The organism is Bacteroides sp. An279 (genome assembly GCF_002159615.1).
Classification (GTDB): Bacteria; Bacteroidota; Bacteroidia; order Bacteroidales; family Bacteroidaceae; genus Phocaeicola; species Phocaeicola intestinalis.
This window is the reverse complement of record NZ_NFJA01000007.1, coordinates 1-24401: the sequence shown is the minus strand read 5'-3', so window position 1 is coordinate 24401 and position 24401 is coordinate 1. Positions and strand designations below refer to the sequence as shown.

General features: G+C 48.8%; 19 protein-coding genes and 2 tRNA genes. 12 read left to right on the top strand and 9 right to left on the bottom strand.

Annotated elements, in window-relative coordinates:
* Positions 1–427 precede the first annotated feature (427 nt).
* The 5 genes from B5F78_RS02355 to B5F78_RS02335 all read left to right on the top strand — a co-directional run bounded on the left by B5F78_RS02355 (position 428) and on the right by B5F78_RS02335 (position 3328).
* Positions 428–499, top strand: a tRNA-Glu gene (locus B5F78_RS02355).
* A 39-nt stretch (positions 500–538) separates the two neighbouring features.
* Positions 539–610: transfer RNA gene (locus B5F78_RS02350), tRNA-Glu, on the top strand.
* A gap of 107 nt (positions 611–717) precedes the next feature.
* The gene (locus B5F78_RS02345) at positions 718–978 is read left to right on the top strand and encodes a hypothetical protein (protein WP_087405868.1); all 261 of its coding nucleotides are present in this window, start codon (positions 718–720) and stop codon (positions 976–978) included.
* Between the two features lie 37 nt (positions 979–1015).
* The gene (locus B5F78_RS02340; protein WP_087405867.1) at positions 1016–2434 is read left to right on the top strand and encodes a RapZ C-terminal domain-containing protein; all 1419 of its coding nucleotides are present in this window, start codon (positions 1016–1018) and stop codon (positions 2432–2434) included.
* A 159-nt stretch (positions 2435–2593) separates the two neighbouring features.
* A complete protein-coding gene (locus B5F78_RS02335) occupies positions 2594–3328 on the top strand; it encodes a nucleotidyltransferase family protein (protein WP_087249599.1) in 735 nt (244 codons plus the stop codon).
* A gap of 60 nt (positions 3329–3388) precedes the next feature.
* On the opposite strand, the gene metH is transcribed toward B5F78_RS02335, so the two are convergent.
* The 6 genes from metH to B5F78_RS02305 all read right to left on the bottom strand — a co-directional run bounded on the left by metH (position 3389) and on the right by B5F78_RS02305 (position 9955).
* The gene (gene metH, locus B5F78_RS02330) at positions 3389–6139 is read right to left on the bottom strand and encodes a methionine synthase (protein WP_087405866.1); all 2751 of its coding nucleotides are present in this window, start codon (positions 6137–6139) and stop codon (positions 3389–3391) included.
* Between the two features lie 113 nt (positions 6140–6252).
* Positions 6253–6711 carry an SsrA-binding protein gene (smpB, locus tag B5F78_RS02325; protein WP_013616098.1) on the bottom strand — a complete coding sequence of 153 codons (459 nt, stop codon included), beginning with the start codon at positions 6709–6711 and terminating at the stop codon, positions 6253–6255.
* Complete coding sequence (locus B5F78_RS02320) at positions 6711–7277, bottom strand: Yip1 family protein (protein ID WP_087249611.1); 567 nt, start codon at positions 7275–7277, stop codon at positions 6711–6713. The genes smpB and B5F78_RS02320 overlap by 1 nt, the downstream gene beginning before the upstream one ends.
* A gap of 113 nt (positions 7278–7390) precedes the next feature.
* Positions 7391–8239, bottom strand: a complete 849-nt coding sequence (locus B5F78_RS02315; RefSeq protein ID WP_140400001.1) for a hypothetical protein — start codon at positions 8237–8239, stop codon at positions 7391–7393.
* A gap of 155 nt (positions 8240–8394) precedes the next feature.
* A complete protein-coding gene (locus B5F78_RS02310) occupies positions 8395–9207 on the bottom strand; it encodes a hypothetical protein (RefSeq protein WP_087405864.1) in 813 nt (270 codons plus the stop codon).
* Positions 9208–9433: 226 nt separating this feature from the next.
* Positions 9434–9955, bottom strand: coding sequence for a DMP19 family protein (locus B5F78_RS02305; protein ID WP_087405884.1), 522 nt, complete (start codon positions 9953–9955; stop codon positions 9434–9436).
* Positions 9956–10479: 524 nt separating this feature from the next.
* Here B5F78_RS02305 and B5F78_RS02300 point away from each other — a divergent pair.
* Together B5F78_RS02300 and B5F78_RS02295 are read left to right on the top strand one after the other, a co-directional pair.
* The gene (locus B5F78_RS02300) at positions 10480–11181 is read left to right on the top strand and encodes an iron-sulfur cluster assembly scaffold protein (RefSeq protein ID WP_022038790.1); all 702 of its coding nucleotides are present in this window, start codon (positions 10480–10482) and stop codon (positions 11179–11181) included.
* 16 nt (positions 11182–11197) lie between these two features.
* The gene (locus tag B5F78_RS02295; protein WP_087208238.1) at positions 11198–12208 is read left to right on the top strand and encodes a GGGtGRT protein; all 1011 of its coding nucleotides are present in this window, start codon (positions 11198–11200) and stop codon (positions 12206–12208) included.
* 578 nt (positions 12209–12786) lie between these two features.
* Here B5F78_RS02295 and B5F78_RS02290 read toward each other — a convergent pair.
* Entirely contained in the window at positions 12787–13710 is a 924-nt protein-coding gene (locus B5F78_RS02290; RefSeq protein ID WP_087405863.1) for a helix-turn-helix domain-containing protein, read from the bottom strand.
* A gap of 194 nt (positions 13711–13904) precedes the next feature.
* On the opposite strand from B5F78_RS02290, the gene B5F78_RS02285 reads away from it, so the two are divergent.
* From B5F78_RS02285 to B5F78_RS02265, 5 genes are all read left to right on the top strand, one after another.
* Positions 13905–15005: an efflux RND transporter periplasmic adaptor subunit gene (locus tag B5F78_RS02285; protein WP_164470531.1), complete on the top strand. Its 1101-nt coding sequence runs from the start codon at positions 13905–13907 to the stop codon at positions 15003–15005.
* A 43-nt stretch (positions 15006–15048) separates the two neighbouring features.
* On the top strand, positions 15049–18183 hold the full coding sequence (locus B5F78_RS02280) for an efflux RND transporter permease subunit (RefSeq protein ID WP_087405861.1): 3135 nt from the start codon (positions 15049–15051) through the stop codon (positions 18181–18183).
* 117 nt (positions 18184–18300) lie between these two features.
* Positions 18301–19677, top strand: a complete 1377-nt coding sequence (locus tag B5F78_RS02275) for an efflux transporter outer membrane subunit (RefSeq protein WP_087405860.1) — start codon at positions 18301–18303, stop codon at positions 19675–19677.
* Between the two features lie 211 nt (positions 19678–19888).
* Positions 19889–20464: a helix-turn-helix domain-containing protein gene (locus B5F78_RS02270; protein ID WP_087405859.1), complete on the top strand. Its 576-nt coding sequence runs from the start codon at positions 19889–19891 to the stop codon at positions 20462–20464.
* 175 nt (positions 20465–20639) lie between these two features.
* Positions 20640–22292 (top strand): AMP-binding protein, encoded by a 1653-nt coding sequence (locus tag B5F78_RS02265; protein ID WP_022040132.1) that lies wholly within the window; start codon positions 20640–20642, stop codon positions 22290–22292.
* A gap of 117 nt (positions 22293–22409) precedes the next feature.
* On the opposite strand, the gene B5F78_RS02260 is transcribed toward B5F78_RS02265, so the two are convergent.
* Together B5F78_RS02260 and B5F78_RS02255 are read right to left on the bottom strand one after the other, a co-directional pair.
* Positions 22410–23264 carry a helix-turn-helix domain-containing protein gene (locus B5F78_RS02260; RefSeq protein ID WP_087208279.1) on the bottom strand — a complete coding sequence of 285 codons (855 nt, stop codon included), beginning with the start codon at positions 23262–23264 and terminating at the stop codon, positions 22410–22412.
* A 130-nt stretch (positions 23265–23394) separates the two neighbouring features.
* Positions 23395–24231: an alpha/beta hydrolase family protein gene (locus B5F78_RS02255; RefSeq protein ID WP_087405883.1), complete on the bottom strand. Its 837-nt coding sequence runs from the start codon at positions 24229–24231 to the stop codon at positions 23395–23397.
* Between the last annotated feature and the right edge of the window lie 170 nt (positions 24232–24401).

Below are 24401 nucleotides of genomic sequence, written 5' to 3'. Positions count from 1 at the left end.
AAAGGCGTGGGAACCATTGCGTATTACTATCGCGAGGCTCTGGACTGCCTAAACCGAGTAATAAACAATAGCCCACGCCAAAGGATATATAAGCTACTCGCACATGAGATAGGTATATAACATTGACGTGAGCGTTCTTGCTTATTATCCTCGGCTTATGAAATTGTCCAAATTCCACGATAGGATAATATCTTCAAAACGCTCTTTCCTAAATATATGTCATCCTTTTCTAAGGATGCGACAAATGTATGAAAAAGAAATGAAAAGCCCAACAAATGCAGAGATTTTTATTAAGCCCATACATTGGCACATTAGCACATTATTTATTCCCACATTAAAAAAAATTGCAAAAACGCTTGCAAATTCAAAAATAATGCGTACCTTTGCACCCGTGTTCGAGAAACACCTTCTCAACACGACAAAGGATGGCCCGTTCGTCTATCGGTTAGGACGCAAGATTTTCATTCTTGAAAGGGGAGTTCGATTCTCCCACGGGCTACTTCCAAAAACAACATCTGCCAAGGCAGAAAAGAAAGATGGCCCGTTCGTCTATCGGTTAGGACGCAAGATTTTCATTCTTGAAAGGGGAGTTCGATTCTCCCACGGGCTACCTAAGAAGGGTTATCCGAGAAATCGGGTAACTCTTTTTTTATTCAGGAAAAATTTCACTATCTTTGCCGGAAAGCATATATAAAATAAGGAGAAGGAGATACCCACATGAGTACCAAAAGCATCAATGCGGAACTGTTCCGCCAGTTGAGTTACATCGCCGATGATGAAAACTGCATGAAGAAAGCATTGGACTATATCAGGAAGCTTGCTATCCAAAAAGAGAAAGCAGAATTTGTCTCTACACTAAACGAAGTATGCGAACAAATCAAACAAGCCTCAACGGGACAATTACAAGGCAGACCGTTGGAGGAAGTACTGAATGAATTTATAGTATTAAGACATACCCTGCTTTTGACAAAGAATTGAAAAGATTGGCAAAGCCTCTGAAACACCTATACGACTTATGCATCAAGAAAACATACAAACACTGTACCAAACATATACCGGACATCTCCCCGAAGACATCGAACCATTGGCAGGCGCAGGCTCTAACCGCAAGTATTACCGTCTGAAAGGAACTCCGCAACTGATAGGCGTATATGGCACATCGGAAGCAGAGAACCGTGCTTTCTTGTACATGGCACAACACTTCGAGGCAAAAGGGTTGCCCGTTCCGCACGTTTATGCCCAAACCGACGATGCCATGGCTTACTTGCAAGAAGACCTGGGAGACATCTCCCTGTTTCAAGCCATTGGGCACGGACGTACAACAGGTACATTCAGCAACGAAGAAAAATCCTTGCTGAAACAAACCATCCGCCTGCTTCCACGCATACAATTCGAAGGAGCGGAAGACATGGATTTCTCCGTCTGCTACCCGCAAGCTGAATTCAACCGGCGCAGCATCCTGTGGGACTTGAATTATTTCAAATATTGCTTCCTAAAAGCCACGGGCATTGACTTTCAGGAAAATTTACTGGAAGACGATTTCGAAAACATGACGCAAGTATTGCTTGCCGATACATTTTCCACCTTCATGTACCGCGACTTCCAAAGCCGTAATGTAATGATACGGGAAGGGAAACCTTACTTCATCGACTTTCAGGGCGGACGGAAAGGACCCGTTTATTACGATGTGGCTTCATTCTTATGGCAAGCCAAAGCACGATTCCCGCAACATTTACGTGAAGAGCTGATACACGACTACTTGGACGCCCTTCATGCCTATTGCCCCATGCCCGAATCCTACTTTAGGGAACAATTAAGGCAATTCGTCCTTTTCCGCACCTTACAAGTATTGGGTGCCTACGGATTCCGTGGTTACTTCGAACAGAAGCCGCACTTCCTGCAAAGCATCCCGTATGCCATCGAAAACCTGGACCAATTATTGGAAGAGGATTTTCCGGCATATCCTTACCTATGCAAAGTGCTGAAACAATTAACCAGGCTTCCCGTATATGCCACCGAACTGAACAAGCGCAAGCTTACGGTGCGGGTCATGAGCTTTTCCTATAAGAAAGGGATTCCGGAAGACCCGTCCGGAAACGGAGGCGGATATGTATTCGATTGCCGTGCCATCCACAATCCGGGCAAATACGATGCCTACAAGCAACTGACCGGACGCGATGAGCCGGTTATCCGGTTCCTGGAAGAAGACGGAGAGATACTGACCTTCTTAGAACACGTATACGCACTGGCCGATGCCCATGTGCAACGCTTTCTGGAAAGAGGTTTTACCCACCTGAGCATCTGTTTCGGATGTACAGGCGGACAACACCGCTCGGTTTATGCAGCCGAACATGTGGCACAGCATATCCACGAAAAATTCGGAGTAAACGTAGAAGTGAACCACCGCGAACAAAATATCACTTACAAATACTAAGTAAGTATACAAAATAAATGATACTATTCGAAACACAGATTTTCGCGGATTAACGCAGATTAAGGACAGATAAATAGAATAATCATCTGCGAAAATCCGTGTTAATCCGCGTTTCTGAACTGACAGATGATATAACTAATTCTCAACATCTACTTAAACATGAAAGCCATGATATTTGCCGCCGGGCTGGGAACCCGGCTCAAGCCCTTGACCGACCGGATACCCAAAGCATTGGTTCCTGTAAACGGAATCCCCATGCTGCAACATGTCATCCTAAAGCTAAAGCAAGCCGGATTTACTGAAATCGTCATCAATATCCACCACTTTGGCGAACAAATCATCAGCTTCCTGCAAGCCCACCAGAACTTCGGCATTACGGTTCGTATCAGCGATGAAAGAGAAGAATTGCTGGATACAGGCGGAGGCATCAAGAAAGCCATTCCTTTCTTTAGCGGCAATGAGCCTTTTTTGGTGCATAATGTGGATATATTGTCAGACACCGACCTGAAAGCCTTATACGATTATCACCGGCAAAGCACAAACGATGCAACCTTATTGGTCAGCCAACGGGAAACCTCACGCTACTTGTTGTTCGATAAAGACAATGCCCGCCTTTGCGGCTGGATAAACAAACAGACTCTGCAAACCAAGCCCAACGGTTTTGCCTATCATCCCGAACAACATGAAGCGTATGCCTTCAGCGGCATCCACGTTATCTCACCTTCCCTTTTCCGGTATATGGACGGACATTGGACCGGGAAATTTTCCATTACCGACTTCTATCTTCAAACCTGCAAAGAAGCACGCATCGGTGGATACATAGCACAAAATCTTCACCTAATAGATATCGGAAAACCGGAAACATTGGCGCAAGCGGAAAAACTTTTTGAATGAAGAATGAAGAATCGTTTTCAGCCGAATGGCATTTTTCATTCTTCATTCCTAATTCTTCATTCAAAAAAGCTCCAGCTTGTTTTTCCGGGCTTCTTCCAGCGATGCAAACTTTACCTGCTTCTCTTTGTTGCCTTCACGCAGTGCCTCATATTCACCTGCCAATTCTTTTACAAAAGCATCATGCGTTGCCGGATTCAGCAAGCGGGCGGCAACGGGAGCATTCAGCGATGCATCTTTCATATAAATTACCGGTCCGTGATAGACCGGAGCTATCTTCAGTGCCGTATGAAGCTTTGAAGTCGTAGCCCCTCCAATCATCACCGGAATATGCACGCCGGCACGGTCGAGCTCGCGCACCACATGCACCATTTCCTCCAACGAAGGGGTTATCAATCCGCTTAATCCTACGATGTCGACTTTCTCACGTATCGCCGTTTCTACAATCTTCTCGGCGGGAACCATCACACCCAGGTCAATGATTTCGTAATTGTTGCACGCCATCACGACCGACACGATATTCTTCCCGATGTCGTGCACATCACCTTTTACCGTAGCTACCAGTACCTTGCCCGCCTTCTTCGCCCCTTCTTTCTTCTGCGCTTCGATGTAAGGCTGCAAGATGGCCACCGCCTTCTTCATCGTGCGTGCCGTCTTTACCACCTGAGGCAAAAACATCTTGCCCGAACCGAACAGCTCCCCTACCTGGTTCATGCCCTTCATCAGCGGTCCTTCGATGATGCTTACCGCATCGGGATAGTTTCCTAAAGCCTCTTGCAAGTCTTCTTCCAGATAATCGCCGATGCCTTTCACCAACGCATATTGCAGGCGCGCATCCACATCCGCATGGTTTCTCCATGCCAAATGAGCATCTGCCGCCTGTGCATTTCCGGCATTCTCTTTCTCTGCCTTCAGCTTTTCCGCCACCTCTATCAACCGTTCGGCAGCATCGGCACGGCGGTTCAGCACCACGTCTTCGATACGTTCCAAAATATCGGCAGGAATATCGGTATAAAGCACCGACGATGCCGGATTGACGATACCCATATCCATGCCTTGTGCTATCGCATGATACAAGAATACGGCATGCATCGCCTCGCGGATGTAATTATTCCCACGGAAGGCAAAAGACAGGTTGCTCACTCCCCCGCTGACATGTGCTCCCGGCAGGTTCTTCCGAATCCATCCGGTTGCACGGATAAAGTCGACGGCATAATTATTATGTTCTTCCATCCCCGTAGCTACCGCCAGCACGTTGGGGTCGAAGATGATGTCTTGCGGCCGGAAGCCTACTTGCTCCGTCAAAATCCGATACGCACGGCTACACACTTCTATCTTCCGCTCGTAGGTATCCGCTTGCCCTTTCTCATCAAAAGCCATGACAATAACCGCCGCGCCATATTGCTTGACCGTACGGGCATGTCCGATAAAGGCATCTTCGCCTTCTTTTAATGAAATGGAATTGACAATGCCTTTGCCCTGCACGCATTTCAGTCCGGCAAGTATCACATCCCACTTGGACGAGTCTATCATAATAGGTACGCGCGCGATATCGGGTTCCGATGCGATGAGGTTCAGGAAGGTGGTCATCTCTTGAACGGCATCCAGCAGACCGTCGTCCATATTGATGTCAATCACCAACGCTCCGTCCTCCACCTGCTTGCGGGCGATGGACAAAGCTTCCTCGTATTTTTTTTCATTAATCAACCGAAGGAACTTGCGCGAGCCTGCCACGTTACACCGCTCGCCTACGTTGACGAAATTGATTTCGGGCGTAACTTCCAGCAACTCCAAGCCCGAAAGCCATAAATACTTCGAAGCATCCACCCGTTGATGCGGTTTTCTGCCTTCCACCAGCGAAGCAAACCGCCGGATATAGGCTTCGGTCGTTCCGCAACATCCACCGATGATGTTCACCAAGCCCTCATCGATGTACTCTTTTACTTCCCCCTCCATTTCTTCGGGAGTCTGGTCGTATTGTCCCAGCGTATTGGGAAGCCCGGCATTGGGATATGCACTGATATAATAAGGCGCGCGGCGGGCAAGTTGCTCCAGGAATGGCTTCAATTGTCTGGCACCGAACGAACAGTTCAACCCAATAGAGAAGATATCGGCATGCTGCACCGAAGCCAGGAATGCGTCAAGCGTTTGTCCCGAAAGGGTACGTCCGCCCGTATCCGAGACCGTGACCGAAAGCATCAGAGGCACCTTGCGGCCGCATCGCTCCATCGCCTGTTCTGCGGCACAGATAGCCGCCTTCGCATTCAAGGTATCAAAAATGGTTTCTATCAGAATCGTGTCTACCCCTCCTTCCAGCAATGCCGTCATCTGTTCCAGATAAGCTCCGGCAAGCCCATCGAAGGTCAGAGCACGGTAAGCAGGATTGTTCACATCGGGACTCATCGAGCAGGTCTTGTTGGTAGGGCCTACCGACCCTGCCACCCAACGCGGCTTCTCCGGATTCTTTGCCGTATATTCATCGGCAAGCCGGCGTGCCAGACGTGCCGCCTCACGGTTGATTTCCGCACAATACCCTTCCAAATGATAATCTGCCATCGACACACGGGTGGCATTGAAGGTATTGGTCTCGATAATATCGGCACCTGCCTCCAAGTATTTACGGTGGATATCTGCTATCACATCCGGACGGGTCAGGCACAACACATCGTTGCACCCTTTCAACATGCCGGGCACCTCGCGGAACCGTTCTCCACGGAAATCCTCTTCTGTCAGTCCGTATTGCTGAATCATGGTTCCCATCGCCCCGTCCAGCACCAAGATACGTTCGTTTATCTGTTCTTGTATTGTTTTCATTGCTTCTTTTCTTAGGAACTAGTTGACTAGGGACTAGGTGACTAGGTTATAAATACAATTAGCGAAACTATTCAAAATCTAGTCCCTAGTACCTAGTCAACTAGTCCCTAAAATTATCGTTTAAACATCCGGTCCATCATCCGCTTGTCTTCTTTCTCCTTCAGGCTCTGGCGCTTGTCGTATTGCTTCTTTCCTTTGGCAAGGGCGATGACCACCTTTGCCAGCCCCTTCTCGTTGATATACATACGGGTAGGCACGATAGTGAATCCCGGCTCTGCCGAAGTGCGTTCCAGCTTACGAAGCTCTTTCTTCGTAAGCAGGAGCTTGCGGTCGCGCCGTGCCGCATGATTGTTGTACGAACCGTAAAAGTATTCGGCGATGTGCATGTTCTTCACCCACAACTCGCCGCGCGAAAAGAAACAGAATGTATCGACCAGGCTCGCCTTACCCTGACGGATAGACTTGATTTCGGTACCCGTCAGCACGATGCCTGCCGTATAAGTGTCGATAAACTCGTAATCGAACGAGGCACGTTTGTTTTTGATATTTATGTTGCTTGCGTTTGTTTTCATCAGTTCAAAATTACAGATAATTGATTAAACAGATATTCTATCAATGCCGGACAAATCAGTATAACAAGTGTGGCCACAATGGTAAATGCCATCTGCTGCCGTTCGGGTACTTCCAGCCAGCGACGCACTCCCTCGAACACCACCACGAGGGTATAGATTTGCAATATCCAGTGGAGCAAGTCGATGGACACCAGCCCGCTGATGATGTCGAGCACGAACGTGACCACCATCGAATAGCCCACGAACACCAGCATCTTTCCGTATGCGTCACCCCGTTTCAGCCAGCCCATGCCCAGCTTGTTGAGCAGATAGGCAGACAGAAAGAAACCGCCGAACAACGCCACCGCTACGGCACAACACCGCGTAAGTGCCAACTGGAACATCAGCGAGGAAAAATCTCTCCCGATGAACGTACCGATAAACTCCGACAACCCGCACAGCCCGATAAGCGGATAAACAAATCCCGACTGGATGTCGCGTGCACCTCCACGCTCCATTATCTTGTCCCAAGCCTCTCCCGGTGCCGAAAGCAGGGAGACGATTTGATGAAATAATCCTTTATACATAGTCACTTCTCTCTTCTTAGGATGCAAATGTACAAAAAAAGTGCTAAAAATAAAGCCGGGCACCCAAATGCCCGGCTTTATTTTTATTTCTTTGCACTTTGGGATGAAAAAATTCATCTCTTGCCGCGAAGCAACTTGGATATCCCCTTGCTTCCCGACAATGCTTCATTAAATTCGACAATCTTCTGATAGTCAAGCTCTGCCTTTCCTTCCGAAACCAGATTATCGGCATAACTTACGTCTTTCGTATTCTGTTCGAATGAAATCGTTATCTTGTCCGGACGCTTGCTGTACTTTTCCTGATAACGCGCCATGGCATCGATAATATTGAAGTGCCACCATCCTCCCGAAAGCTGGGTAAACTCATCATCCTCTTCCACATTCAGCATCTTATGACGCAGATAAAGAGTCATGCCGCTTTCCGAAAAATCCTTGTCGGCATCATAATACAAGGCAAACTCGTGTTGGGCCATCTCCGCTTCGCGTTGCTCCAAATCATTTGTGTCCACTTCTTTACGCACAAAAAGCTCTATCGGAAGGAAGATATCGTCCTGTTTATAAAAAAAGTCGTATGGCTTATTGCCAGAATCCAATACCACATCGGATATCGGTGCATTGGCATCGCCTTCAGCCGGAGACTGAGGAAGCCACTGCCCCTCCCTTATCAGCGAATAGCCATAAACATTCGCATCAATCTCTCCACCCGACATGTCCTGTCCGTAATCGTACGAATAATACAGCTGAATATAATTGGAAGCCCACGGCAGGTCTTCCAAATCCTGCGGATTTAACGGAGCAACCTTATACCCCATCTGGCTGGTATAAGTACCGGTTAAAGCATCTTTCTTTACTATTTCATAATACGACACCGTTGTACTGTTATCTCCACCATCCAAGCATGAAGTAACCCCCAACATAAGACTCAATCCTGCAACAAGCAGTCCATATTTCATGTGTTTCATATACTATTCCTTTACAAATTCAAATTCGGGTTAGCGCCTACAAAGATGCAGAAAACCCTGCACTTTTCAAAATAAAAGCCGGACAAATATTGCCCGGCTTTTAAAGTTTGGCACTTAGAATAAATTACACAAGCATTGTCCGCCTCTGAATAAGATTAGCGTTCCAGCCACGTCTTATAATTTTTCACCATATCTTCATAATTGAACTCATAAGTACGATCCGTCACCATATTATCCTCATAGCTTCCATTTGAAGAATTTTGCTCGTATGAAATAACGATTCGTGTCGGTTCTTTACCGAACATCTGCTGATATTGGGCAAATGCCGAAGCCATATTAAAATGGTACAAATTGGATACTGTCACATTGAAGTTATCATCATCTTGCAGATCCGTCACATTATGACGTAAATAGAATGTCATTGAGGAACTTGTAAAATCTTCTTCCGCATTATAATACAAACTGAACTGATGCTTGTCTATTTCCTCCAATACCTCATCATTGTCTACATTCCGACGGAAGAAGTTGATAGAAAGAATCATATCGTTCAATTGATAAAAAGCCACCGCATTTCCATCTCCTGTAGCAAAGTAATTTACCGGTGCATTGGCATCCGTATCCGTCGGACGGCGTGCAAGCACAGATCCGTCATTAACCGCAGCCAATGTCATCAATGTCACATTTATTCTATTATCGGTTGTATCAGTCACTTCCTCGGCTTCATAAGAATACATAATATAAGAAAATTCTGTAGAAGGCCAGGTTGTCACTTGCGATGCATTCAGCGGTTCGTATACGGCACCATATTGGTTGACAAATGAATGGGTACCCAAATAACTACTGTTCCGCACAATTTCAGCACCATAGCCGACACCTCCATAATCCGAATCTCCATTATCCAAGCAAGAAGTAAATCCCAACATTGTTGTCAATGCCATAGCCAGCACGCTCAATTTAAACTTTTTCATGTTCTTCCTTTTTTATTTGATTTTGCAATTAATTTGATAAACTTTTTAGCTAGAATGCAAAGATGCTGAAAATACTGCATCGGTTTACGTTTTTTAACGTATATTTTTCAACCAATCATCTTCACTGCTCCATACACCTATCTTCATCGCCCGATGAAAGTACGTGCACTGGCACTTGCACCTATATGCAACGCCCCACGAAAGCACATAGCCAATGCTTCATGCTTCACTCTTCATCCTTCACTATTTCGGCAAACTGCTCTAAGTGCTCGTCTACATACCGCGCCACCTGCCCGGTCACCTCCTCCTCCATTTCTGCAAACCGCTCTTCCAGGTCATCGAACACTTCGTAACGCTCGTACATTGCCATAAACTCATCTTCGGTACACTCGCGCTCCAGGTCCTCGCGGTTTTCCTCGTAAATCTTCCGCGCCGCGTATAGCAGTTTCGAGAACTCCTTCGCCCCCATCAGGCGCATCGCCTTCGCAAAAGGGTTGAGAAAGATGTAAGGACCGTATCCGTTCTGGATAAGTTGTACAAAACCGCCCTCGCCCACTTCTTCGCAAAACAGGCGGTATCCCAAAAGCGTATGCTGCCATCCGTTGAGCAAAGGCATCGTGCCGGCATCGATTTGCCCGCCCGTCACTTCCAGATAGCGGTCGGTAAACACTTGCAAAAACTCGTCCATCCCTTCGCCCGCCGCCCGGCGCAACGCTTCATCGCTTACTGTAATCTTCTTTTCTTCCATATCTTCTATACATTTTAAATTCACCACAAAGTACAAAGAGGTGCACGGAGGAATACATAATCTACTATTTCCCGATTAACGAAATACGATTAAAAATATGCGAATCAAGAGTTACACAGGAGTTATCACTTCGTTCAGGAGTTAAAGGTCCATAGCCTTGCTTCTGAAACCGGCGCAATAAGGTATTGGCATCTAACTCCCTTTTAACTCCTGATTGGCATTAAATAGTAAATAGTAAATTGCCCAATCGTAAATTAAAAGACCCCTGTGTGCCTCTGTGGTGAATCGAATCACGAGGCAAAGATACAGCTTTCCTCTCACATACGAAAAAGATTTTGCCAAGTTGACATTACAAAACGGCACTTCCCATAAAAAATATCATTAAAAAGCAACAAAAAGTTCGTCCCGATACGTTGCACAAATCAAGAAAACGACTAACTTTGCATGCGGATTCGGAGAAGACACTCCTCCCGAACACCGCGTTTGACTACTAATTTTTTATTACTCAATAAAACGTAACGAATATGACTTATTCACACGAAGTTGAACACATGTGTTGTGTCGCAAAAGGACCCAATCACGGTCCGGCTCCCATTCCTGAAGAAGGGAAATGGATTCAGGCAAAAGAAATCAAAGACATTTCAGGACTGACCCACGGTATCGGCTGGTGCGCTCCGCAGCAAGGAACTTGCAAGCTGACCCTGAACGTAAAAGAAGGCGTCATCGAAGAATGTCTGGTAGAAACCATCGGTTGCTCGGGCATGACTCACTCTGCTGCCATGGCATCTGAAATCCTTCCAGGCAAGACTATCCTGGAAGCATTGAACACCGACTTGGTTTGCGACGCTATCAATACGGCTATGCGTGAACTGTTCCTGCAGATTGTTTACGGCCGTACTCAGTCAGCTTTCTCAGAAGGCGGCTTGGTAATCGGCGCAGGACTGGAAGACCTGGGCAAAGGTCTCCGCAGCCAGACCGGTACATTGTATGGTACAAAAGCCAAAGGTACCCGTTATCTGGAACTGACCGAAGGTTATATCACCCGTATGGCTCTTGACAAAGACAACCAGGTTATCGGTTATGAATACGTTCACATGGGCAAGTTCATGGAACAAGTGAAGAAGGGTGTTGACGCTAACGAAGCGTTGAAAGCTGTTACCGGAACTTACGGCCGCTTCAAACCCGAACAAGGCGCAGTTAAATATATTGACCCACGTAAAGAATAATAGGAGGACACAGATTATGATTAGACCAGTACAGTTTGAAAGTCAAGACCGTCGTATGAAGCAGATTCTGGCTGCATTGAACGAAAACGGCATCAAAGACATTGAAGAAGCTAACAAGATCTGTGACGAAGCAGGCCTCGACCCCTATCTGACTTGTCAGGAAACACAAGGTATCTGTTTCGAAAATGCAAAGTGGGCTTATGTGGTAGGTTGCGCCATCGCACTGAAGAAAGGCTGCAAGAACGCTGCTGACGCAGCCGAAGCTATCGGTATCGGCTTGCAGGCATTCTGTATTCCGGGCTCTGTAGCAGACGACCGTAAGGTAGGTCTGGGTCACGGAAACCTGGCAGCCCGTCTGCTCCGCGAAGAAACACAGTGCTTTGCTTTCCTGGCAGGCCACGAATCATTCGCCGCAGCCGAAGGTGCTATCAAGATTGCCGAAATGGCAAACAAAGTCCGCAAGAACCCGTTGCGCTGCATCCTGAACGGTTTGGGTAAAGACGCCGCTATGATTATCTCTCGTATCAACGGCTTCACATACGTTCAGACGAAGTTCGATTACTTCACCGGTAAACTGAACATCGTAAACGAAACTCCGTATTCAGACGGTCCGCGTGCGAAAGTAAAATGCTACGGTGCCGACGATGTTCGTGAAGGTGTAGCTATCATGTGGCACGAAAACGTAGACGTATCTATTACAGGTAACTCTACTAACCCGACCCGCTTCCAGCATCCGGTAGCAGGTACATATAAGAAAGAACGTGTACTTGCCGGCAAGCCTTACTTCTCAGTAGCATCAGGTGGCGGTACAGGCCGTACACTTCACCCGGACAACATGGCTGCAGGTCCTGCTTCTTACGGTATGACCGACACGATGGGCCGTATGCACTCAGACGCTCAGTTCGCAGGTTCTTCATCAGTTCCCGCACACGTAGAAATGATGGGATTCCTCGGTATCGGTAACAACCCGATGGTAGGATGTACCGTAGCTTGCGCTGTGAATGTGGCTTTGGCTCTGAATAAGTAATATAAGTTACTATACATAGATAAGAGGCTGTCTCAAAAAACTAGAGATGGCCTCTTTTTCTTTTTTATATAGCTACTACAATTTTAAGAAAAACTCCCATATATAATCCCATTCGCAAAAATGTTGCAATTAAGAAGCTGTTTTGAATTTATCGTGCGATGATTTGGGATGAGTTTTTGTAGAGACGCAAAATCTTGCATCTTTACTATGGGAAGATAGCGGGCTATCTGACGAAGAACAGGAGAGAAAAAGACAAAAAAATCGCCCAAAGCACACACGAAAACGGATACATCAAGACAAGAAAAACTTTTTGGAGAAATTCAAAACAGCTTCTAAAAACATTGGGATAACCTCGTCTGTTGTAAGATTAATAATCTTCCGCTTGTAAGATTAATAATCTTGCAGCCTGAAGATTAATAATCTTACAGCGGATGAACCTATATGCGTTTGGCGCCGCACCTATATCCGCAGGCTTCCGCAACCGGCTGCGTCTTGCTATGATATTATCTGGAAGGGCGGTGGTTGGCAAGCATTTCTCAGAGTCAGAAGATGCACATTTTGATGCCGCTAAAGTACAATTATGAATTGTTTTCTTCGATGTGCCGTTTCTTGAAAACAGCAGGTGATATGCCGCAATGCCGCTTAAAGAATTTTCCGAATGCCGACTGGTCGGAGAAGTGCAGCATTTCCGCCACGTCTTGCACAGACAGTGCCGGATTGTGTAAACAGACTTTCGCTTCGGCGGCAAGCAATTCTTCCAGCATGGCACTTGCCGTCTTTCCGTGCAGCCGTTTCAAGTCGGCAGACAAGGCATCTGCCGATACGCCCAGTTGTGCGGCATACCAGCTTACTCTGTGCTGCTCGCGGCAATACGTGTGAGCTAAGTAGAAGAATTGCGAAACAACATCGTTCCAATGCGGATTTATGGTGGAACGGACATCTTGTTGGCGATGAAAAAAGATATTCCACAACTCATACTGCCAGGCACAAGCCAATGCCTGTATCAGTTCACGGCAAAACAGATGAGAATCTGCCGACAGGGTAGAGAACATCATTTCTTCCAGTCGGGACAAGTCACGGTCTTCATCTGCATTTACCGAAGTAAAAGGATGTTTGGCAAATTGTTCCATTCCTTCTGCTATTTTATTGCGTATCGGGAGAGTGGTCTCCATGAAAAAGTGTTGCTCCATTACGATGAAACAGGTGCGATATTTCCCTGCCAGCGTCACATTTGCCCATTTGCGGTTTCTCAAGAAATCCACATATACCGGAGAGTCAAATCCCAAACGTTCGCCATTGACTGTCAGCCTCAATTCACCTTCGTGCACCTGTAAGAACACATGCCATCCGTCAGGTACCCATTCGCCGGACAAGCGGAAATCTGTTCCCTCCATACGGACCATTACCAGACTATTGTTGTAGGCAGCCCAGTCCAGTTGCCCGTCAGAAGACAGATCTTTGCGAATCCAAGCTACCACTTTTTCCTTAAGACTTTCCATCATTACTTGATTTTTCGCAAAAATAACAGAACCCTGTTGTCTTCCAAAGCCTTTTTCCACTTATTAGAACTATTAAAGCAAAAAAGCCTTAAGCTCCGGATTGAAACCAACAATATGTGAATCGTAACCAAAAGCATACCGATAGTGCTGTTTACATTTGCGGCAGATTTTAAGTTAAAAAGCAAAGCAAATTAAGAATGAAAAGAATGTTAGCATGTGCAGGAATCGGTTGTCTGCTATTGGCAACGTCCTGCAAGGAAAAAACGGCAGGTGCAGGAGAGAGCACCTACAAGACCATGACTGTGGCGGTGGAAAGCCGTACGCTGACGCGCGATTATACCGCCGTCATCAACGGACGGCAAAGCGTGGAGATACGTCCGCAGGTAAGCGGCACCATCACAGATGTATGCATCGAAGAAGGAGCAAAAGTCAGCAAAGGACAAACTCTCTTCGTTATCGACCAAGTGCCTTATCAGGCGGCGTTGCAAACGGCTCTAGCCAATGTAAAGAGTACGGAAGCATCTGTTGCCACCGCTAAGATGACGGAAAACAGCAAGGAAAATCTGTTTGAGGAACACGTCGTGTCGGCTTTCGACCTGCAAACGGCACGCAACTCGTTGCTGGAAGCCGAAGCCGCATTGGAGCAGGCGCAGGCTGCCGAAACCAGCGCACGGAATGATTTGTCGTATACAGAAGTGAAAAGTCCGGTAGACGGGGTGGCAAGCATGATACCCTATCGTGTAGGCGCACTGGTAGACGCTTCCATCACCACACCGCTCACCACGGTGTCGGATGATGAAGAAATGTATGTTTATTTCTCGATGACCGAAAATCAGATACTGACACTGGTGCGCGAGAGCGGGACCTTGGAAGAGGCAATGAAGCAGATGCCGGAAGTATCGCTTCGCCTGAGCGACGGGTTGATGTACACCCACAAAGGAAAGATAGACGCGATAAGCGGCACCATTGATACCGGAACCGGAGCGGTCAGCCTGCGTGCCACTTTCCCCAACCCCGAACGGATGTTGCGGAACGGGGGAAGCGGAACCATTGTCTTCCCTTACCGGATGGACAGCGTGCTTGTTGTGCCGCAGGAGGCAACCTATGAAATACAAGACAAAGTGTTTATTTATCGCGTGGTAGACGGTAAAGCGACATCGGCTTCTGTTACCGTCTTCCCGGTCAACGACGGTAAAGAATACATCGTGACACAAGGACTGAAAGCCGGCGATGTTTTTGTAGCGGAAGGGGCAGGGATTCTGCAAGAAGGTACACCGATTGCTATCGGAAAGCAATAACTGATAACATTTGTCTAATGAATGATTTTAACGGAAAACGATTATGAAATTACAAACTTTTATAAACCGCCCCATCCTTGCCTGTGTGATATCGGTGCTTATTCTGTTGGTGGGGCTTATCGGCTTGGCCAACCTGCCGATGGAACAATACCCCGATATCGCACCGCCTACCGTCATGGTATCGACCACTTACACCGGTGCCAATGCCGAAACCGTACAGAAATCGGTTGTCGTCCCGCTGGAAGAAGCCATCAACGGCGTAGAGGATATGATTTACATGACTTCCACCTCTACTAATACCGGTGCCGGCGACATCACCGTCTACTTCAAGCAAGGTACCGACCCCGATATGGCGACCATCAACACCAAGAACCGTGTGAGCGAAGCCGAAGGACTGCTGCCTACTGAAGTGACCCAAATCGGTGTAACGGTAGAAAAGCGGCAGAACTCGATGCTGAAAATCATCGCTCTCTATTCGCCCGATGACTCGTACGACCAGACATTCATCAACAACTACTTCAAAATCAACATCGAGCCTCGGCTGTCGCGTATCAGCGGCGTGGGAAACGTCAATGTCATGGGAGATGACTACGCCATGCGCATCTGGCTCGACCCGCAAAAGATGGCGCAATACGGACTGGTGCCTGCCGATGTGACGGCTGTGCTCGACGAGCAGAACGTGGAAGCCGCTACGGGTACTTTGGGTGAGGATTCGGAAAACGCGTTCCAATATACTTTGAAATACCGCGGACGCTACGAGAAGCCCGAAGAGTTCGGCAATCTGGTCATTACATCCTTAGAAAGCGGTGAAGTGATCCGCCTGAAAGACATCGCCACCGTGGAACTGGGGACGCAAAGCTACAGCCACAGCAGTGAAGTAGACGGACATCCGGGAGCCACCGCCATGATTTCGCAAACGGCAGGCTCGAACGCCAACGAAATCATCAGCGAGATAGACAAACTGATGGAAGAAGTGCAGCAGGAACTGCCCAAAGGGCTGGTGCTGGTCGACCTGATGAGTACGAAAGAGTTTCTCGACGCTTCCATCCACGAAGTGGTGAAGACGTTGATAGAAGCCATTGTCCTTGTCGTCCTCGTAGTGTACGTTTTTCTGCAAAGCGTCCGTTCCACCATCATCCCGACCATATCCATTCTCGTGTCGCTGGTGGGAACATTTGCTTTCCTCTACGTGGCAGGATTCTCGCTGAACTTGCTGACCTTGTTTGCCCTTGTATTGGTCATCGGGACGGTGGTCGACGATGCAATTGTTGTTGTAGAAGCGGTGCAGGCACAGTTCGATGAAGGCCTACGCTCGCCCTATCAGGCAACCAACCGGGCGATGGACGGCATCGCGACGGCAATCGTTACTACCTCATTAGTCTTTATGGCGGTGTTTATCCCCACTTCGTTCATGGGTGGCACCAGCGGTACGTTCTACATGCAGTTCGGGCTGACCATGGCGGTAGCGGTAGGTATCTCCGCCGTCAATGCACTGACGCTGTGTCCTGCCCTCTGCGCCCTGCTGATGACTCCTCATGCCGATAAGGCGAGCGGACAGAAGCTGAGTTTCTCATCCCGGTTCCATCAGGCATTCGAAACCTCGTTCAACCGCCTCGTGCTGCGTTATAAGAGCGGTGTGAAATGGTTCTTCCGACGCAAGTGGCTGGTAGGCGCGGGAGTCATCGCTTCCATCGCCCTGCTTGCGGTGCTGATGAAAAACACCAAAACCGGACTGGTGCCCGATGAAGACATGGGTACCGTTTTCGTCAACGTGACCACGCCTCCGGGCAGCAGTCTGTCGCAAACCATTAAGGCTATGGAGGAAGTGGAAGCCTGCATCAAGGACATCCCACAGATAGAGCGTTACTCCAACGTGGCGGGCTACAGCATGTTGGGAGGACAGGCAGCCAGCGGCGGTATGCTCATCGTCAAGCTGAAAAATTGGGACGAACGGCAGGAGGACGAAGACTACATCACCGCCGTCATCGAGGAGATATACCGCCGTACCGCCAACGTACACAGTGCCAAACTTTTCGCCTTTGCCCAACCCACCATCATGGGATATAGCACAGGAAGCGGTGTGGAAGTCTATATCCAAGACCGTGCCGGAGGCGACATCACGACACTGAAAAGCCATGCCGACAAGTTTATCGCCGCACTAAACCAGCGTCCCGAAGTGCAAACGGCTTATTCCACTTTCGACACGAAGTTTCCCCAATACAAAGTGGAGGTGGACGCCGCACGGTGCAAGCGGATGGGCGTGTCGCCCACCGATGTATTGAGCGTGATGTCGGGGTATATCGGAGGCAGCTACTCGTCCAACTTCAACCGTTTCTCCAAGCTCTACCGCGTTTATGTGCAGGCAGACAAGAATTTCCGCCTGGACACCGATGCGCTCAACAACATGTTTGTCCGCACCGATGAGGGGGGAATGGCTCCTATCGGGCAGTTCGTTACCCTGACCAAGACGTATGGTCCCGAAACCCTGACACGCTTCAACCTGTACAGCAGCATCCAGGTAAACGCCATGATGAACGACGGCTACAGCTCGGGCGATGTCATCAAGGCGGTGGAAGAAGTGGCGCAACAGACCTTGCCCGTGGGTTATGGTTACGAATACGGAGGCATCACCCGCGAAGAGGCGGGAAGCGGTTCGAATACCATCATCGTGTTCGCCATCTGCATCGTATTCGTCTACCTCATCCTTTGCGCTCTTTACGAAAGCCTGTTCATTCCTTTGGCGGTTATGTTGAGTGTGCCGTTTGGGCTGTTGGGAAGCTTTACCCTGAGTAACCTGTGTGGGCTGGAGAACAACATCTACATGCAGACCGGACTGATTATGCTCATCGGACTGCTGGCAAAAACAGCGATTCTGGTCACCGAATATGCAGCCACACGCCGCCGGCAAGGCATGAGTCTTGCCCAGGCAGCCGTATCCGCCGCAACTGTCCGCTTGCGCCCCATCATCATGACCGTTCTCTGTATGGTCATTGGTATGCTGCCCTTGGTGTTCGCTTCGGGTGCCGGAGCCAATGGAAACATTTCGTTGGGTACCGGAGTGGTAGGCGGTATGATTGTGGGCACCCTCGCCTTACTCTTTGCGGTACCTGCACTGTTCATCGTCTTCCAAGCCATGCAGGAACGGTTGATGCCTGCAAGAAAGCACGATGATGACTAACTATTTGCTTTGCGATTTGTGGGCGCACCGCCAAACACGCTATGGTATCGCGCCCGCAAAAAGCAAGGTATGATGTTCTGATATATTTTTATTTCGACACACCTTTTATATATATATATGAGAAAACTATTATTCGCAGCCGCAACGGTATGTCTATTGGGAAGTTGCGGCATTTACAACCGATACGAACGCCCGGAACTCTCCGTTGCAGCAGACAGCCTTTACCGGACAGAAGTAAAGGCTGATACCGCTTCTTCGGTCGCAGACCTGTCGTGGAAAGAACTTTTCACCGACCCTTATCTGCAAGCCTTGATACAACAGGCATTGGAAATGAACACAGACCTGCGTATCGCTTACCTGAAAGTGAAAGAAATGCAGGCACAGCTTGTCTCTGCCAAACTTGCTTACCTCCCTTCCGTGCAGCTTGACCCTCAAGGTACACTGAGCAGCCAGGATGGCAGCAAAACCAGTAAGACTTATGAGGTAGGGGCTTCGGCAAGCTGGGAAATAGATATTTTCGGTAAACTGACCAATGCCAAACGCAGCGCACGTGCCGCACTGGAGGAAAGCGATGCTTACCGTCAAGCTGTACAAACCCAACTGATAGCCACTGTAGCAGACAGTTATTACACCCTCCTGATGCTGGACGAACAGGAGCGCATCACATCCGAAACGGTTGCAAGCTGGAAAGATTACGTCCATAGCCTCTATGTACTGATGCAGGCAGGTGAAGCCGACCGTGCCACCGTAAGCCAGGCAGAGGCGAGCCGTGCCTCGGCAGAAGCATCCCTGCTCAGCCTGCAACAACAAATAGCCGAAACAGAGAACAGTTTGTCTTCCGTCTTGGGCGAAGTGTCTCACCGTATCCAGCGCGGGAACCTGAGCAATCAGCGGTTTCCTCAACGTCTGTCTACAGGGGTACCTCTCGAACTGCTCTCCCGCCGTCCTGACATCCGGCAGGCTGAGGCAGCATTGAAACAGGCTTTTTATGCCACCAACCAGGCACGTGCCGCTTTTTATCCCAGCATTACGTTAAGCGGTTCGGCAGGCTGGACCAATAACGGAGGAGCCGTCGTTACAAACCCGGGGAGTTGGCTGCTGCAAGCCATCGGGTCTTTGGTACAGCCTATATTCAATCGTGGGCAGAACATTGCCAATCTGAAAACAGCGAAGGCACAACAGGAAGAAGCCTTGCTCACATTCCGTCAATCGCTGCTCGATGCCGGAAAAGAAGTGAATAACGCTCTTATCCAATGGCAAACCGCCCGTGAACGTATCCGGCTGGACGAGGAACAGGTGAAGCATCTGCAAACAACAGTTCACGACACTGAACTGCTGATGGAATACGGCACGACCAATTACCTGCAAGTGCTCACCGCCCGCCAGTCGCTCTTGTCTGCAAGGCTGGATTGTGCTTCAGACTGTTATCAGGAAATCCAGGGTGTCATCAACTTGTATCATGCCTTGGGTGGAGGCGCAGAGGCAGATTTATGACTTTCATGCTCTATATGCAGGGTCTGCTTGTGAAAGCCGGCCCTTCAAGCCATCCCCGACACACCGGCAGGATGGCTTGTTATCTCATAATTTATTGGCACATTATCTCATTATTTATTGACACATTGGCACATTAGCATGTCAGTTCATTGTCAATTAAGAAAACTTTATTATCTTTGTCGGCGGTATAATTTATAAAAATATTCGTACTATGGACCGCACGAACATTATCGGAGAAAAAATAAAGGATTTGCGCACCGCCAAGGAAATCAGCATCGACGAACTGGCGGAACGTACAGGGCTTACCACCGGACAGATTGAACGCATAGAAAACAACATTGACATCCCCTCGCTTGCCCCGCTGCTGAAGATAGCGCGCGCACTGGGTGTACGGCTGGGGACTTTCCTTGACGACCAGTCGGAAGAAGACGGCCCCGTGGTGTGCCGCCGCGGAGAAGCGGACGACACCATCAGCTTTTCGAACAATGCCGTCGACGCACGCCAGCACATGCACTACCATTCGCTCTCGCGCAGCAAGGCGGACCGCCACATGGAACCGTTCATCATCGACATCGATGCGAACAACGATGCCTTTACCCTGTCGGCACACGAAGGGGAGGAGTTCATCATGGTGCTGAAAGGAACGCTCGAAATCAATTACGGGAAATATACTTACCTGCTGGAAGAGGGGGACACGATTTATTACGACTCCATCGTGCCGCATCACGTGCATGCCTTCGAAGGACAGGCGGCACAGATTCTGGCGGTGATTTATACACCGGTTTGACGGTGGATGTATGTTTCACCACAGATTACACAGATTTTATCAATTAATAATTAACAATTAATAATTGGCAACGGAAACATCCGCCGTTATTCATTTTTAATTAAATCTGTGTCCTCTGTGGTGAATGAATCGATTATTTTTAATCTGTGTAATCTGTGGTGAAAACTTAAATATTATGATTCAACTTTCAGAACGGACATTGGGCGACTGGCTGGAACACTGGGCTGCCGTGTCGCCGGACAAAGAATACCTGGTTTATTCCGACCGCAACCTGCGCTTTACGTGGAGCCAGTTCAACCGCCGTGTGGACAACATGGCAAAGGGGCTGCTTGCCATCGGGGTGACCCATGGCACACATGTGGGCATCTGGGCGAAAAACGTGCCCGACTGGCTGACCTTCCTCTATGCCTGTGCCAAGATAGGTGCCGTAGCCGTTACGGTGAACACCAACTACAAGCAGGCGGAACTGGAATACCTGTGCGAGAACTCGGACATGCATACCCTCTGCATCGTAGACGGTGAGCGGGACAGCAATTTTGTGGAGATGACCTACAAGATGCTGCCCGAACTGAAGACTTTCGAGCGCGGGCACATGAAGAGCAAACGCTTCCCCTACATGCGCAACGTTATCTATATCGGGCAGGAGAAATACCGCGGGATGTATAATACGGCGGAAATCTTGCTCCTGGGGAACAACATCGAGGATGATGTGCTGGCGGAAGCCAAGAAGAAAGTGAACTGCCACGACACGGTGAACATGCAATACACGTCGGGCACTACGGGATTCCCCAAAGGCGTGATGCTGACGCATTACAACATTGCCAACAACGGTTTCCTGACGGGCGAGCACATGAAGTTTACCCAAGACGACAAATTGTGTGTATGTGTGCCCCTGTTCCATTGTTTCGGCGTGGTGCTTGCCACGATGAATTGCCTCACCCACGGCTGTACGGAGGTGATGGTGGAACGTTTCGACCCGCTGGTGGTGCTGGCATCCGTCCATAAGGAACGCTGTACGGCGCTTTACGGTGTGCCTACGATGTTCATCGCCGAGCTGAACCACCCGATGTTTGACATGTTCGACCTTTCGTGCCTGCGTACGGGCATCATGGCAGGCTCGCTCTGCCCCGTGGAGCTGATGAAGCAGGTGGAGGAGAAGATGTATATGAAGGTGACCAGCGTGTACGGGCTGACCGAAACTTCGCCGGGCATGACGCATAGCCGCATAGACGACCCTGCCGAGGTGCGCTTCAACACCGTGGGGCGTGACTTTGAGTTTACCGAGGTGAAGGTTATCGACCCCGAGACGGGCGAGGAATGTCCCGTAGGCGTGCAGGGCGAGATGTGCAACCGGGGCTACAACAACATGAAGGGTTATTACAAGAACCCGCAGGCCACCGCCGAGGTGATAGACCGGAACGGTTTCCTGCACTCGGGCGACTTGGGCGTGAAGGACGAGCACGGAAATTACCGCATCACGGGGCGCATCAAGGACATGATAATCCGCGGGGGCGAGAACATTTATCCGCGCGAGATAGAGGAGTTCCTCTACCAGATGCCGGGCATCAAGGATGTGCAGGTGGCAGGTGTGCCGTCGAAGAAATACGGCGAGGCGGTAGGTGCCTTCATCATCCTGCACGAGGGCTGCACGATGAACGAGTTCGACGTGCGCGAGTTCTGCGAGGGCAAGATTGCCCGCTACAAGATACCGAAGTATATCTTCTTCGTCAAGGAGTTCCCCATGACGGGAAGCGGAAAGATACAGAAGTTCAAGCTGAAAGAACTGAGCCTCAAGCTTTGCGCGGAGCAGGGGATTGAGGTGGTTTAGTTTTTTTTTAGGTGACTAGGTACTAGGGAACTAGGTGACTAGGTACTAGGTACTAGGTGACCCAATGGTATCTGAAACCTAGTCACCTAGTCCCTAGTCACCTAGTCCCTGGTTCCCCTACCTCATATTGCGGTATTGTTTGGGCGATACTCCGGTATAGCGCTTGAAGTATTTCCCGAAGAAAGAGATGTCGGGAAAGTTCAGCGAATAGGCAATCTCCTGTATGGTCAGTTCGGTGGAGCGTAGTTTGGCTTGTGCATCCTTGATGACGAATGCCGAGATGATGTCGGTCAGTGTCCTTCCTGTTGTTTTTTTGATGGTGGTGCTCAGGTGTTGGGGCGAAAGATGCATTTTGTCGGCATAGAACGAGATGTTCCGTTCGGTCTTGTAGTTTTCTACTACGACACGTATCAGTTCTTTCACGATTTCCTGGCTGCGTGTATAATGCTGGGCGTTTTTTGCCAGTGGTTCTTGCCTGTTGATATTTCCCAATTCAATAATCAGTCCGGTCAGAATCAGCGGAAGCTGTTCTTCCCTTATCAGCACATTGCCCAGCCTTTTTGCCTTTATCAGTACTTTGAAATAATCGCCGAACAGGTCTGCCATTTCAGGAGACAAGCTGATGACCGGTTCTTCCAGAATAGAGGGGGCATACTGTATTGTGTTGGAAAACAGGAAAGGGTGCTGTATCAGTGTGGAGGAGAATCCGACAAAGGCGAACCGGCAATCGGGGGTATCTTCTGTTATCTGTACGAACTGGTTGGGATAGATTACGGCTATCGTATTCTTTTTCAGTTCGTATTGGGTCAGGTGGATGGTGATTTTGCATTTTCCTCTTACACAAAGCAATATCAGGCACCCTGATATCTGCTCTGGAGTTTCGAAAAGTTTCTTAAGATTACCGATTACATCAATGCCTGCTATGAAGTGGGTTTCGGCGGGTATAGCGGTTAGTGAACTTACTCGTTTCATTATTTCCTTCTTAATATTAGCAAGCAAATATAGATTTTTTATGCTTCAGTTCCAAATGTGCTTCGTCTGCTTTTCCGAACTTTAAAAGAACTTTGCAGAAGTTAAGCCGGCACCAAGTGGTGCCGGGTTCTTATTTTCCGTCTTTCAATTTTTTTATCAGCCACGAAGAAGCTACAGAGGTGGCATATGGCAAGTTGTCGCCGAATCCGTGGTTTTCTCCCGGTATCAGGGTCATTTCGCTTTTCTTCATGGTCTGATGGAACCTTTCTCCGTAAGTGTAAGGTACTATCCGGTCGTCCATTCCGTGTATCACAAGTACAGGGCCGTCGTACCGGCTTGCCGTTTCATATATCGGCAGTTCGAGGGCGGTCTGGATGTAGTTTCTTCCCAGTTTGTGTCCTGAGGGCATGGTGATGTATTCAGGGGCGTGCCAGGGGTCGTATACGACTCCCATTGTGTTGCCCCGCAGGGCATCATCGCGCAATACGGCGGCAGGTGCCATCAGTACTACGCTCCGGATGGCATATTTGCCCAGTCGTCCTGCGGTCATTGCCGAAACCACCCCTCCTTGCGAATGTCCCAGCAGGGAGATGCTGGCGGTTTGCGGCAGGTTGCGTGTAAAGGCTATGACGGCCAGTGCATCGTCTATTTCATTGGGGACGGTCATATTGATGAAATCACCTTCGCTTGCTCCATGTCCGTTGAAGTCGAAACGCACTACGCCGATTCCGGCTTCTGTCAGCTTGTCGCTGATGGTGTCGAACAAGGGTCCTTGCATATTGGCGGTAAATCCGTGGCAGAGTATGACCATCGGGCATTTTTCTCCTTGTTGGAGTGCTGGGAGCTGCAGGCGTGCCGCCAGTCGTCCCATCGGCCCTTTGATGTAGAAAGTAGAGTCGGTTTGTGCCGATGCGCTGATGCAGCCCAGCATGAGGGCAAGTGTAAAGAATAGTTTTTTCAGTTTCATATTGTCTTTAGAATTTATGGATGAACGCATTTCACCTTCATCCTATTGGCATTTTGCGGATAAATTTAAACAGGCTCTTAGAAGCTGTTTTGAATTTATCGTGCGATGATTTGGGATGAGTTTTTGAGGCATTTTCGCTTCTGTGATGAGGAAGATAGCGGGCTATCTGA

Bases quoted from the DNA above. Each gene is read 5' to 3' on its own strand.
- B5F78_RS02255 (WP_087405883.1), bottom strand. From the start codon at position 24,231: ATGAAACTGAAAAAACTATTCTTTACACTTGCCCTCATGCTGGGCTGC.
- B5F78_RS02275 (WP_087405860.1), top strand. From the start codon at position 18,301: ATGAGAAAACTATTATTCGCAGCCGCAACGGTATGTCTATTGGGAAGT.
- B5F78_RS02280 (WP_087405861.1), top strand. From the start codon at position 15,049: ATGAAATTACAAACTTTTATAAACCGCCCCATCCTTGCCTGTGTGATA.
- smpB (WP_013616098.1), bottom strand. From the start codon at position 6,711: ATGAAAACAAACGCAAGCAACATAAATATCAAAAACAAACGTGCCTCG.
- B5F78_RS02340 (WP_087405867.1), top strand. From the start codon at position 1,016: ATGCATCAAGAAAACATACAAACACTGTACCAAACATATACCGGACAT.
- B5F78_RS02315 (WP_140400001.1), bottom strand. From the start codon at position 8,239: ATGAAACACATGAAATATGGACTGCTTGTTGCAGGATTGAGTCTTATG.
- B5F78_RS02260 (WP_087208279.1), bottom strand. From the start codon at position 23,264: ATGAAACGAGTAAGTTCACTAACCGCTATACCCGCCGAAACCCACTTC.
- metH (WP_087405866.1), bottom strand. From the start codon at position 6,139: ATGAAAACAATACAAGAACAGATAAACGAACGTATCTTGGTGCTGGAC.
- B5F78_RS02300 (WP_022038790.1), top strand. From the start codon at position 10,480: ATGACTTATTCACACGAAGTTGAACACATGTGTTGTGTCGCAAAAGGA.
- B5F78_RS02310 (WP_087405864.1), bottom strand. From the start codon at position 9,207: ATGAAAAAGTTTAAATTGAGCGTGCTGGCTATGGCATTGACAACAATG.
- B5F78_RS02320 (WP_087249611.1), bottom strand. From the start codon at position 7,277: ATGTATAAAGGATTATTTCATCAAATCGTCTCCCTGCTTTCGGCACCG.
- B5F78_RS02290 (WP_087405863.1), bottom strand. From the start codon at position 13,710: ATGATGGAAAGTCTTAAGGAAAAAGTGGTAGCTTGGATTCGCAAAGAT.
- B5F78_RS02345 (WP_087405868.1), top strand. From the start codon at position 718: ATGAGTACCAAAAGCATCAATGCGGAACTGTTCCGCCAGTTGAGTTAC.
- B5F78_RS02335 (WP_087249599.1), top strand. From the start codon at position 2,594: ATGAAAGCCATGATATTTGCCGCCGGGCTGGGAACCCGGCTCAAGCCC.
- B5F78_RS02295 (WP_087208238.1), top strand. From the start codon at position 11,198: ATGATTAGACCAGTACAGTTTGAAAGTCAAGACCGTCGTATGAAGCAG.
- B5F78_RS02265 (WP_022040132.1), top strand. From the start codon at position 20,640: ATGATTCAACTTTCAGAACGGACATTGGGCGACTGGCTGGAACACTGG.
- B5F78_RS02305 (WP_087405884.1), bottom strand. From the start codon at position 9,955: ATGGAAGAAAAGAAGATTACAGTAAGCGATGAAGCGTTGCGCCGGGCG.
- B5F78_RS02285 (WP_164470531.1), top strand. From the start codon at position 13,905: ATGAAAAGAATGTTAGCATGTGCAGGAATCGGTTGTCTGCTATTGGCA.
- B5F78_RS02270 (WP_087405859.1), top strand. From the start codon at position 19,889: ATGGACCGCACGAACATTATCGGAGAAAAAATAAAGGATTTGCGCACC.